Annotated in this window: 14 protein-coding genes; 2 read left to right on the forward strand and 12 right to left on the reverse strand. The window is 36.3% G+C overall.

Annotated elements, in window-relative coordinates:
* Nucleotides 1-75: 75 nt before the first annotated feature.
* On the reverse strand, nucleotides 76-462 hold the full coding sequence (locus BKP37_RS02380) for a DUF2500 domain-containing protein (RefSeq protein WP_211271414.1): 387 nt from the start codon (nucleotides 460-462) through the stop codon (nucleotides 76-78).
* 243 nt (nucleotides 463-705) lie between these two features.
* On the opposite strand from BKP37_RS02380, the gene BKP37_RS20355 reads away from it, so the two are divergent.
* Entirely contained in the window at nucleotides 706-780 is a 75-nt protein-coding gene (locus BKP37_RS20355) for a DUF4275 family protein (protein ID WP_245712436.1), read from the forward strand.
* Nucleotides 781-968: 188 nt separating this feature from the next.
* Here the strand turns inward: BKP37_RS20355 and BKP37_RS02385 are convergent, their stop codons facing one another.
* The 3 genes from BKP37_RS02385 to BKP37_RS02395 form a co-directional block, all read right to left on the reverse strand.
* Nucleotides 969-1,862, reverse strand: a complete 894-nt coding sequence (locus tag BKP37_RS02385) for a macrolide 2'-phosphotransferase (protein WP_071308101.1) — start codon at nucleotides 1,860-1,862, stop codon at nucleotides 969-971.
* Between the two features lie 9 nt (nucleotides 1,863-1,871).
* Nucleotides 1,872-3,335 carry an Msr family ABC-F type ribosomal protection protein gene (locus BKP37_RS02390; RefSeq protein ID WP_071308389.1) on the reverse strand — a complete coding sequence of 488 codons (1,464 nt, stop codon included), beginning with the start codon at nucleotides 3,333-3,335 and terminating at the stop codon, nucleotides 1,872-1,874.
* 548 nt (nucleotides 3,336-3,883) lie between these two features.
* Nucleotides 3,884-4,651, reverse strand: coding sequence for a MerR family transcriptional regulator (locus BKP37_RS02395; protein WP_071308102.1), 768 nt, complete (start codon nucleotides 4,649-4,651; stop codon nucleotides 3,884-3,886).
* Nucleotides 4,652-5,362: 711 nt separating this feature from the next.
* Between BKP37_RS02395 and BKP37_RS02400 the strand changes: the two genes are divergently transcribed.
* The gene (locus BKP37_RS02400) at nucleotides 5,363-6,358 is read left to right on the forward strand and encodes a DUF3231 family protein (protein ID WP_169823063.1); all 996 of its coding nucleotides are present in this window, start codon (nucleotides 5,363-5,365) and stop codon (nucleotides 6,356-6,358) included.
* Nucleotides 6,359-6,754: 396 nt separating this feature from the next.
* Here the strand turns inward: BKP37_RS02400 and BKP37_RS02405 are convergent, their stop codons facing one another.
* The 8 genes from BKP37_RS02405 to BKP37_RS19845 all read right to left on the reverse strand — a co-directional run bounded on the left by BKP37_RS02405 (nucleotide 6,755) and on the right by BKP37_RS19845 (nucleotide 11,080).
* Entirely contained in the window at nucleotides 6,755-7,177 is a 423-nt protein-coding gene (locus BKP37_RS02405; protein ID WP_071308104.1) for a VOC family protein, read from the reverse strand.
* Nucleotides 7,178-7,327: 150 nt separating this feature from the next.
* Nucleotides 7,328-8,023: a hypothetical protein gene (locus tag BKP37_RS02410; RefSeq protein ID WP_071308105.1), complete on the reverse strand. Its 696-nt coding sequence runs from the start codon at nucleotides 8,021-8,023 to the stop codon at nucleotides 7,328-7,330.
* Nucleotides 8,024-8,758: a hypothetical protein gene (locus BKP37_RS02415; protein ID WP_071308106.1), complete on the reverse strand. Its 735-nt coding sequence runs from the start codon at nucleotides 8,756-8,758 to the stop codon at nucleotides 8,024-8,026.
* Nucleotides 8,739-9,641, reverse strand: coding sequence for an ABC transporter ATP-binding protein (locus BKP37_RS02420; RefSeq protein ID WP_071308107.1), 903 nt, complete (start codon nucleotides 9,639-9,641; stop codon nucleotides 8,739-8,741). The genes BKP37_RS02415 and BKP37_RS02420 overlap by 20 nt, the downstream gene beginning before the upstream one ends.
* The gene (locus BKP37_RS02425; RefSeq protein ID WP_071308108.1) at nucleotides 9,638-10,021 is read right to left on the reverse strand and encodes a GntR family transcriptional regulator; all 384 of its coding nucleotides are present in this window, start codon (nucleotides 10,019-10,021) and stop codon (nucleotides 9,638-9,640) included. The genes BKP37_RS02420 and BKP37_RS02425 overlap by 4 nt, the downstream gene beginning before the upstream one ends.
* A 266-nt stretch (nucleotides 10,022-10,287) precedes the next feature.
* Nucleotides 10,288-10,578 (reverse strand): DNA alkylation repair protein, encoded by a 291-nt coding sequence (locus BKP37_RS02430; RefSeq protein WP_071308109.1) that lies wholly within the window; start codon nucleotides 10,576-10,578, stop codon nucleotides 10,288-10,290.
* Between the two features lie 105 nt (nucleotides 10,579-10,683).
* A complete protein-coding gene (locus BKP37_RS20910; protein ID WP_084034540.1) occupies nucleotides 10,684-10,824 on the reverse strand; it encodes a DNA alkylation repair protein in 141 nt (46 codons plus the stop codon).
* 79 nt (nucleotides 10,825-10,903) lie between these two features.
* Nucleotides 10,904-11,080, reverse strand: a complete 177-nt coding sequence (locus BKP37_RS19845; protein ID WP_169823064.1) for a hypothetical protein — start codon at nucleotides 11,078-11,080, stop codon at nucleotides 10,904-10,906.
* Nucleotides 11,081-11,202: the final 122 nt, after the last annotated feature.

Raw genomic sequence — 11,202 nt, forward strand, 5'->3', positions numbered from 1 at the left:
ATTCCCCTCCTCTTTTTGTTAATGCAGCATTTTTGTACTACTTTCGCCGTTAACAAATAGTTTATCTACAAATTATTAATTTTGAGTGTTACTTATTCTCTCAAAGTTATGATAGCGAGTGCCTTGAAATGTTAATTTTCCGATATCTCCCTCCGCAATAAGACCATACTGCTTACCCTTTACAGAAAGTTCAATCCGATCACTACTTTCTACTTCAAATGTAATATAGTAGTGCGTTGTAGTATGGTGATGATGATGCCCATTGTGATTATGCATATGTCTAGATGTTTCAGTTCTTTTGGAAACAACCCGTGTATTTACTGTCAAAGTAGGTTGCTGATTATTGCTATGCCATTCAGACACACCTTTAGCAACATTAAAAATAATTCCTCCAATCACAATAATGAAAATTAAAGGTATAAAAAATTGGGCAAAAGAAAAAGGATCTATAATAGTTATCACTCTCCAATTCGTTTCTAATATTTACGCTAAAATAGCTGCAAAGGTTACATAAATTTAGGATCATTAAACTTTCACATGAATTTCTTTTGGTTGCATCGTCTTTACGGTGGTTTATGGTCTTCAGGAAATAAAACTACCTAATATATATGTAGATATGGAGGTACTATATTTTTTTTAACATTCGAATGATGCTTTAATTTTTGAAAATGCTTCTACTATGAAATCTATTGACCTGCTAAACGAATATATTTATACGTCGTAGATAAAAAGTTTAATTGGACCTTTGTCGTTACACATGAAAAAAGGATAATTTGTTAAATATCGTTTGATTTTTTAGTTTGCGGTGTGTGACATCACTTCTCTATAAAGATGAGTACGTTATCACGAAAGAGCCAGTCTTTAAAAAAAGTGAATAATAACACCTAACCTATTACTTGCAAAGTAAAATAGGGAGACCATTATGATGGAATCCCTATTTTGCAAATGGTTTTGCCTTTTGCGTGTTGCTACTTTTCTACACCTAAACTTTCTTTAGCCATTTGTACATATTCTTTTGAACCCGATACTTCCGCAAACTCGGCAATATCAATTGCATAAGTTGCTTGAAGCTCAATGATATGGTCTTTCATCATAGGCCAAGTAACTCCACCTGCTGCTTCATAGGAGGCAATAACTTGTTCTAACACCTGTTCACCAAACGTCATGTTAATGCCAACAAAATCTTTTGAAACATCTGTTACAGCAACTTCTGTCCAATCGATTAATCCAGTTACCTCAGCCTGGTCATTGATTAACGTATGACCGGCATGAACATCACCATGGATCAGCCCGGTATGCATTGGCCACATTTTGTCATTGTCCACCCATGCTTGCCACCTATTCCATAACTCCTCACCAACGCCATACTTTTCTTTTACCACTGACATTCGTTTTTTCATGCTTGCTTTCGCTTCAGTCATGGTTTGTACCTTTAATCCCGGTATGTTCAACATTTCTTTCGGAACTTGGTGCAGCTCTGCTAACACTTTTCCTAGCGAGTTAAGGTAGCTTTTGGGAACATTGTTTATATCAATCTCCCAAATATAGTTTTTAATTGTTGGATCAATTGTTCCTGCTGGAATACCTGATAATTGCTTATAGGCAATGAATTCATCTGTATATACCAACCATACAGGCACTTCGAACGAGACATGACGACTCACAATATCCAACACTTTCTTTTCGACATCAGCTTTCGCCATCGAATTCTCTCGTCTCGGTAACCGCAATATCCATGGAACCCCTTCATGATCAACCGCATGAACGACTTGAAAGTCCAAGCCAGAATCGTTGATTTTAATGGAATCTTCCGCAATGATAATTCCATTCCTCTTAGCAAACTCTTTTACTTTTTTATTCATCGGTAATCCCTACTTCCTTAATTTTAATTGTTGCTCCTCCAAGCAATAAACAACGTCAGCAACACGTTCTACAAACATTCGATCATGGGAAACAAGAAGGACCGTTCCTTCATATGCTGATAGAAACTTTTCTAATGCAAGGATACAGTCAACATCCAAAAAGTTCGTTGGTTCATCTAAAACAAGGACATTGTATCGTCCTAGAAACAATTGACACAATACGAGTCGAATTGCTTCTCCCCCACTTAACTTGCATATATCTTTTATTAAATCATTCCCTTTAATATTCAAATTGTGTAGTACCGCTCGGATTTTACTTTCGTCATAGTCACTTTTATTTTTCATATATGAAAGGACGGTTTCAGATTTTTCAAACTGATAATTCAATTGCTCATACATACCAAACTCGATCTTTGGAGAAAGAGTAATCCCCTCACCGCCGTTTAAAATGTGCTTAAGAAGTGTCGTTTTACCAGACCCGTTAGGCCCTGTTATGGCAATCGTCTTCCCTAACGGAAATTGAAAGCTTGCATTCTTTAATAACGTCTTTTCACCAACCTGTAACGTTATGCGATCAGCGATAATTGGAAACTTATTGTGTAATTGAAGTGCTCTTGGTTGTTGAAACTGAACTACTTTTTCTTTTTTGGGAGCATCCACCGCATCAAGCTGCTTCACTCGTTGCTCAATCGCTTTCGCGGCACGTTGCATGGACTTTTGACTTGTATCCTTTGATTTTGTTTCGAACATTCGATTACCTTTTGTCTTTATTTCTTTCTTCGTCGTTTGTTTATTCGCTTTGGTAACCTTTTCTGCTTTTTTCATTCTCTCCTCTGCCGATTTCAGTAGTCGATTTTTTTCTTTTGTATACTTTTCATACTGCTCTTTGTGCTGTTTTCTCTCTAATTGTTTTTGCTCAACGTAAGCGGTATAGTTGCCCGCATACTCGGTAACTTTTCCATTTTGCACTTCCCAAATCTTTGTCACCAATTGATCGAGCACATAACGATCATGACTAACGAGGACAAGAGCGCCGTAGTAATACTTCAATTCCTCAACTAAAAAATCTATACCCTCAGCATCTAAATGGGTCGTGGGCTCATCAATCAATAATCCTTCATGATAGGTGGAAAACAACTGCGCTAACTTCATCCGTGTTTGTTCTCCACCACTTAATTTCTCAATTTCCGTTTTGGGAACCGCTAGTTTTCCTAGTAGCTCATCATCGACTTCTATCTCCACAGGCTTTGTCATTTGTTCAAAATAGCCAACGTTTATCAAACGTTTGACTTTTCCTTTATTAAGAGTGACTCTATCAGCCAAGGCTTTTAATAGAGTACTCTTTCCTTCACCGTTCTTTCCAACAATCCCAATTCGATCAAACTGATAAACTGATAATTTTTCAATGTCTAATACAACCTTATCTAAATACGAAATTTCTATTTTCAATAGTTCTAAACATAATTGTTCCATCATTCGTTACCTCCCGTTATTTACCCAAATAAAAAATCACAGGCTACTGCCTGTGATTTTGAGTAAACGGATGATAACAATCCTTATCATAGATCCTAACGTACAATCGCCTGACCAAATAAACCCACTTTAACTACAAAAGAAGGAATACCTGTGGCCGATAGCCTCCATCGATTTTATACTTTTCACATATATAAGCATAAAAAAATCTAGCTTATCGCCAACTCCTGGCTTTAGACTTAGCTTTCCTATAGCGAAGTTTAACGTAAAGTATAAAAAAGAAAGGCAGAATGATCCGCCTTTCTACATATAGCATATTTCTATGCGAAATGAAGATTATTAAAAAAGGACAGACTGATCCCGTTTACTCTGCATACACAAGCAGAGCCTTTGAACGTATGAAATTACTTGTTCAAAGTACGGAACCGAATTCTGGATGGTAACATCTTTTTAATAATCCTCCTTAAAATTTAAACTAATTGACATAAAAACCTTAGCACTATATTAGTAGAAAGTCAACAATAACTTTCCTCTTATTAAGAAATTGGTTAGTTTTTTTTCATAGTACCGGTATAAACAAAAATCGCATCTCTTAAAAATTCTGTCATCCCTGGTTTCTTTTCATAGTACTTTTTAAACCGTTCATCATCTAGATACATTTGAGCTAGACCAGCGTGAGCATCCTTGTTGTACTCACTCCAGTAATACATAAGCCATTTTTTATGCAACTCCGCCGTTTTTTGTGCACTATCGCCCGATGGGTCTCCAGTTTTAAACGCTTTTTCAAGAGTTTCCTGAACTTCAATGGCAAGACGGCTAACCTCGTCATAATCTTCTTTTTTCATATTCTTAAGTTTTTCATTAGACCGGTTCACCATATCATTGCCATATTTTTCACGAATCTCTTTCCCGTATTTTGCCTCGTTCTCATCAATCAATTGCTGCTTAAAACCTTCAAATTTCTCTTTATCTATCATCATTGTTCTCCCTTCCATTGAATCAATTGTTTTTTCTACATTGGCAATTAGAACATCTAACTGCTTTCTTTTTCCAAGAAGTTGTTCCCGGTGGTCCTTTAAGGCTTCGGTTTCGTCATATGAAGGGGAAGTAATGATTTTTTTGACCCTTTCAAGACATATCCCTAATGCTTTATAAAACATGATTTGCTGCAATCGATCCACTTCTTTCTGACCATAGATTCGATATCCTGACGAGTTGATTCTTGCTGGCTTCAGAATCCCGATCTCATCATAATACCGAAGTGTCCTCGTACTGACTCCGGCTAATTGAGCCAGGTTCTGTATCGTGTATTCCATTTGTTCACCTCCTGATACTTTTACTCTACACCTTTACGTATGCGTGAAAGTCAACTGAATCTTTTCATGTATTTCCGATATTCAATCATCCCAGTGTCGCTATAAACAAAAAAACTTCTGGCAGCGAAAAACCAGATAGCCCCTACTATCCTGTACAGTTTATAATGATTTCTGCCAGAAATAATGATCCGGATCAAGTTTTAGGGATGGAACTTGTTGCTGATGATTATGTCATTAAACCATTTAGTGTTGAGGTATTACACTTTAACCATTTCTTCTAAATTAGAACAAGGTTCAATAGCACCCTAGAAACGTTAACCTGATTTGCTTAAATTCTTTACCATGCACTCATGATTTTTTATAAAAAATCCATGTATTTTTTTATCTACTTTTACAGATATCTTCCAACTGTTATTTCCCCCTTTTGTTAAAGAGAGGCTTCGCATAAAAATACATTGGTAAGTAAACATTAACAATGAAAACAAAGAAATTTTTCGAGGGGGATTTTTAAAACAACCTGCAATGATAAGTCCTAAAGGATAAAAAACCATTCCTAAATTTAGATAGAGATATTCTTGAAACAAACGCAGGAGACTAAATAGCTTTTATGTTTGAAGAAAAAATAATACTAAATAAAGCCAACTTAGAAAATTTTAAAGCGCTAGGATTTTATAATAAATAGCACTCGTAAAAAAAAGAAGGATGATAATCGTGGCAACAGAACATAATATAAACTTAACCTCAGCAGAATTATCGGGACTTTGGTCTACATATATGAATGATAGTATGTCAAATCTAGTTATCAATTATTATTTAAAACATACAACAGATGAACAAATAAAAGAAGTTCTAGAATTTTCAAAAAAATTAGCTCAACAACATCTTGAAGAAATCTCATCTATTTTTAAAGAAGTAAAGTGTCCATTCCCACATGGTTTCAACAAAGATGATGTGAATTTATCAGCTCCACAATTATTTTCAGAAAACTTCCATCTCATTTATATTTATTATATGGGGCAGGTAGGAGTAGAAGCGTATTCCATGGCATTTTCCTTTGCGGCTCGTAACGATATACGGCAACTATTTAAAAAATATATGAATCAATCAGCTGAACTTATGGACAAGTCAATTGAAATTTTGTTATCCAAAGGACTTTTTACAAGACCTCCTTACATGCCAATTCCTAAACAAGTTGAATTTATACAAAAGAAAAATTTCTTAAATGGTTTGGTTGGAGGGAAAAGACCCCTAAATGCCATTGAGGTAACACATATTTTTGGCAATTTGAAAACTAATGAAATAGGTAAGTCGTTAATAACAGGTTTTTCTCAAGTAGCAAAATCTCCACAGGTTCGAGACTACTTTCTAAGAGGAAAAAAAATAGCAACAAAACACATTGAAATTTTTAGTTTACTACTTCAATCTAGTGATTTACCAGCATCTATGGCAGCAGATACAGTTGTTTTTCCATCAAATGAGTCACCATTTTCTGATAAATTAATGATGTTTCATATTAATGCGATGATTGCAATAGGAATAGGGAAATACGGTCTAGCAATGTCAGTGAGTGCAAGACATGACTTAGCATTCCAATACGGTCGCTTAATTGCTGAGATTGGAGCTTATGTAGAAGATGGTGCAGATATAATGATAGAAAATCAATGGTTGGAACAACCACCACAGGTTCCAAATTATGAAAATCCTTAGAAAAACAAATAACTCTCAAGAAAAGCGCAAGCGCCTTGGTCACGAGCAGCTGCTCCTGTGCCACTCCGTTTGCTCGTCGCAAAGCCGCTCTTTGGCTTCTTACGGTTACGTGCTTCTGCGTCTTCTAGCATAGCTTCGTAGCAAGCTTCCTCGAAGCAGTGTTTTGTGCGACGAGTAACCGCAGGAGCAAAGCTGCATGAAGCTATTCAGAGACGTTATTCATGTAGTCATTGATGTCAGAAACTTGACTTAAGTGACCGAGCTCGTAGGCTGCTTGCGCTAGACAGTTTTCAAGTTAGAAATTTATAAATTCTGATTATATTAGAAAGCCTCCTTTTCATTCGAGAAAAGGAGGCTTTGTTTGTTGTCGGAGCAAATGTCTGTGGGCTAGCATTGTTAGTTCACTGGGACATTAACTTGGAAAGTAACTCCGAACTTGTCTTTAACGATCCCGTATAAGGGGCTCCAATCCGTTTTCTGAAGGGGCATGATAACTTGCCCGCCATCTTGCAAAGCAGCGAAGATTTCTCTCGCACTTTCCTCTACAGTAGGATGGATGGCAATCTGAACCGAATCACCTGGCTGATAAGGCATGCCTGGGAACGTATCGGAGAACATGAGATCCGTGTTCCCAACCTTCAAATGCGCATGCATAACACGATCCTTCATATCATCCGTCAACGGATGATTCGGATCCGTTGGCATATCTCCAAACGTCATGATGCCCATCACTTTCCCGCCTAGTGCTTTCTCGTAAAAATGTACCGCTTCTTTCGCGTTGCCGTCAAAACACAAATATGGGTTTAAACTGATTGACATTTTTCAGCAGCTCCTTGGAAAAAATTTTGATAACCTCATTCATTATACCCCAAAAAGTAATACTTCAACATTAATGTTAGTGTTGGATAACTCTACTATTATTGGAAGCCACTCGTTACTACAAATTTCAAATTATTTTACGTTGATTTGTCATTCACCAACATATTCAATATACTGATGCTCTTGCTGAATCACTTCCACATTACGTGGTATTTGAATATAAATAGCGGACATACCAATGGAGCTTCTCCATTCGTTCATCCAACGGTTTTCTTTATAAAATTGATTGATCGTAAACTCCTTATCAAATTTAGCAACATTTATCGTAACTGGTGGTGGCTCTCCAATAATGATTCTACCTCCTGACAATTCTACTGTTGGTGGCTTTAAATAATCGGTAAATTCCACACCTTCGATAAATGTTTTTGTAGTAAGGTACGTTACATCAATGGTATCATCCTCAGTTTTCTTTCTTTCTACCATTAAAATAAAATGGTGGTTGTTATTACTAATTTCGATCGTATCTCCAGTGTACGGAAATTGCCATTTTTCTAGTTGGGAAATAGCTTCCGTTTCTCCTTCATTTATCGCTGCATAAAAGTCTTGTACATAATTATTAATTTCATAAATAATTTCTTGATTATCTTCCTTGTTTATCGGTACCAACTGTGGTTGTATTAAGTAAAACAACACTGTAGAAAAGAGTAAAATACTAGAATAAATGATTAATATATACTTCGCTCTTTTTTTGTACATGATAGGACTAGTGAATTTTAGCCTTTTTCCATTGAAAGAAAACAAGATTGCGATCAACAAAACGACGAGCAGTGGTAAAAGTAAGCCCATTTAGCGCACCTCCAATCGATTAGAAACAAATAGTGATGCGATAAATAATGCAATACTAGTTAATATCACCTTTACTATAAATAGGTAAAGTGTTGTTTCTCCAATAAAAAATTGAATAGTGGCTGTAGCTATTCCATCGTTTCCCGCACCAAAAAACAATGCTCCAAAAATCAATATTGGTAGTACAATTTTGATCATACTATGAAGCTGTGATAACGTACCAACAAAATAACCAACAGATGCAAGGAGTACTATATATAAAATTGCGACGATGGTTCCAACGAATAATTGTCCGAGAGTAATAACTTCATTAATAATAAATTGTTGGTCGTAATAAAAAAACATCCCTACCCTTAACAACATTCCGGATAACATAGAGGTTACTCCGCCAATCACACTTGCTGTGATTAAAAACAGAATATTGGATACGTTACTTGTCAATCGGTTTGTCACAAACGTAAAATCACAGTTGCGATATACCCGGGTGGTCATTGTAACCCCAATATAGAGGCCCCAGATCATCGTAAAACCAATAACTAAATTGGATGAAAACAACTTTGCCGATAAGGAAATATTTTCAGAATGTGAACCCATACTCCCAACTCCTAGTAACGACAAGGAAAGAGCTGCAATTTGTACGGCAATCATTGCTGTAAATGCATTTAAATAGGCATTCATTTTGTATTTATATTGTTTTTTCGTAATGTCAGCTACATTAGCTTCGGTTAAATACATCGTCAATCCCTCCCTTCGTCGAATTCGTTAAGTACACACATAAGTCATCCGAAGATACTGGTGTGACTTCAATTCCTGCATTTCTGATGTTTTGTACTACTTGATTTGAAAAAACATTTCGCACAACGACATAGGAAGTATTTCCCCCGATAGATCGTTGGTGGAGCACGTCTCTATTCAGCGTAAACTCATTAATTTTCACTGTATTACCCCTCAGACCAATTGCATATTCCTTCACTTCTGCGATTGACTTATGAAGGGCAATTTCTCCTTCCTTTACAAGTATCATATCCTCAAGAATATCTTCAACTTCGTTTAATAGATGACTTGATAAAATAATGGTTCGGGGCCATTCCATGTAATCTTTTAGTAACGCGCGATAAAAATCCTTCCGAACCGATGAGTCCATTCCTGATGTCGGTTCATCCATAATTGTTAATGGACAACGCGCAGCTAAACCGACGATCATGTTAAATGTACTTCTCATCCCTTTGGAAAGGTGACTGTGATATTGCTTTTTTGTAAAGGAAAAATACTCAAACAATCGTTGAGCTAGTTCCTGATCCCAATTTTCATAAAAAGCTTCTGCTGCCTCTAAAATATCCGCAAGACTTAATGCTTCAGGAAACGTCATTTGTTCATCTACAAATACCATATTGGAAGCCACTTTTAAATGATTAAATGGCTCTTCATTAAAAACACGTACTTCCCCTGATGTTTCACGTAAATACCCTGCCATTATTTTTAGTAACGTAGTTTTCCCAGCTCCATTCCTTCCGATAAGTCCAGTTATTTTATTTTCTTCAATGGTGAAACTGATGTTTTTAATTGCTTTCACACTGCCGTATTGCTTCGATAGCTCTCTTGCCACTATGACATTCATAACCTTCCCTCCTCTTCCTTCTTTACCGATTTAATCATCTCAATTAATTCAGCCTCTGAAACAGCTAAACGCTGAGCTTCAGAAACTAGATCCTCTATCATTTGTTGTAACGTCTCACTTTTTCGTTTCATAAGTACCATTTCTTTTGCATTTTCAGATACAAACATACCCAACCCTCGCTTTTTATAAAGGATTTTTTGATCAACCAATATATTTAACCCCTTTGCAGCAGTGGCTGGATTAATCGTAAAAATCTCTGCTAATTGATACTGCGAATAAATTTTTTCGTCACTATTGATGTTTCCTGACAATATTTCCGTTTCTAGCCATTCAGCTATTTGGACATATATAGGCTTATTGCTATTTGGATTAAGAACCATTTCATTTCCACCTCCTTGCGAGGATTGCCAACATAGTGCATTACTGATGTAATGTAGTACGGTGTGTATGTATATTATAACGATAGGGGGAAAATTTAGCAAGGGGGGTATTGAAAAATAATAGATTTTATTTTGGGTGTAACAAGCCCTTTTATCTACAAAATTAAGAGTTCGTAATGGGCCACAAAAGGAAAAGAGGCCACTGAACAAAAGCTCTTCGAAGTGACCTCACGATAATTATGGATTTTGAAAGGATACTTTTTCTGTCATATTAATTTGCCTAAAGTCATATAATGCTTTTTCGTGCGTTTATCTAATTTTTCATTCGCATATCGTAAAGTGACTCTTGGCATTGTTGCTGCATATTTGTCCAAAAATTGCTTTAGTCGATCTTCAACTTTCTTACCAGCTTCACGCAAGAAAAGCGCAAGGCGCCCGCCTATCGGCGACAAACACTGGAAGAACTGCTCGTAGCGGTCGGTTTTTGACCGAAATCTATGTGCTTCTGCGTCTGACAGCAATGCTTCGAAGTAGGCTTCCTCGAAGCAAAGTAGCATGAAGCATCATCAAAGAAGCAATCCAGGAAGTCAGTGAAGTCAGAAACTGGTCTGAAGTGATCGAGCCGATGGCGCCTGGAGCTAGACAGTTTCCAAGTTAGAAACTTATAAATTCTGATAATATATAAAAGTTCCAACAGCTTTGTTAATTAGTTCCTCTTTATCGTCCACTAATAATTTAGTAATTCGAGATGTATCTTCTACATCTCCACTTTTTGTAAATGCAAAGGTACTGACAATACAAATCGATTTGCATTCCTATTTTCGATAGACTGCTTATTCTTCATGTATTCAGTCCTTTCAGGGATTTTTGAATAGGAGATAGCTATTCTTTTTTACTTTTAACAAATTGAACAAACCAATACAACGCTATCCAAGGAAGTACATAACGAGTTGCCCACTCAAAAAATCCAATAATAATAGCAAAACCATCAAGATTTAATAAATTTAGAACAATAAATAATAAGACGAACCCTATTGTACCGCATAAGAAATACTTCATTTATTTCTCCCCCTCTCAAATTGTGTGGAAAAACTGCTTCTTAAAACCCACCTATAGTTTACCACTATTTCCCATTATATGAGCATAAAAAAACAGGAACAGTTAACTGTCCCCTTGTTTCA

Origin of the sequence: Anaerobacillus alkalilacustris, from assembly GCF_001866005.1 — a bacterium.
GTDB classification, from domain to species: domain Bacteria; phylum Bacillota; class Bacilli; order Bacillales; family Anaerobacillaceae; genus Anaerobacillus; species Anaerobacillus alkalilacustris.

Excerpts from the sequence above, each read along its gene's own strand:
- BKP37_RS02420 (WP_071308107.1), bottom strand. The coding sequence starts at position 9,641 with ATGAATGTCATAGTGGCAAGAGAGCTATCGAAGCAATACGGCAGTGTG.
- BKP37_RS02430 (WP_071308109.1), bottom strand. The coding sequence starts at position 10,578 with ATGCTACTTTGCTTCGAGGAAGCCTACTTCGAAGCATTGCTGTCAGAC.
- BKP37_RS02390 (WP_071308389.1), bottom strand. The coding sequence starts at position 3,335 with ATGGAACAATTATGTTTAGAACTATTGAAAATAGAAATTTCGTATTTA.
- BKP37_RS02410 (WP_071308105.1), bottom strand. The coding sequence starts at position 8,023 with ATGGGCTTACTTTTACCACTGCTCGTCGTTTTGTTGATCGCAATCTTG.
- BKP37_RS02405 (WP_071308104.1), bottom strand. The coding sequence starts at position 7,177 with ATGTCAATCAGTTTAAACCCATATTTGTGTTTTGACGGCAACGCGAAA.
- BKP37_RS02385 (WP_071308101.1), bottom strand. The coding sequence starts at position 1,862 with ATGAATAAAAAAGTAAAAGAGTTTGCTAAGAGGAATGGAATTATCATT.
- BKP37_RS02395 (WP_071308102.1), bottom strand. The coding sequence starts at position 4,651 with ATGGAATACACGATACAGAACCTGGCTCAATTAGCCGGAGTCAGTACG.
- BKP37_RS02415 (WP_071308106.1), bottom strand. The coding sequence starts at position 8,758 with ATGTATTTAACCGAAGCTAATGTAGCTGACATTACGAAAAAACAATAT.
- BKP37_RS19845 (WP_169823064.1), bottom strand. The coding sequence starts at position 11,080 with ATGAAGTATTTCTTATGCGGTACAATAGGGTTCGTCTTATTATTTATT.
- BKP37_RS02425 (WP_071308108.1), bottom strand. The coding sequence starts at position 10,021 with ATGGTTCTTAATCCAAATAGCAATAAGCCTATATATGTCCAAATAGCT.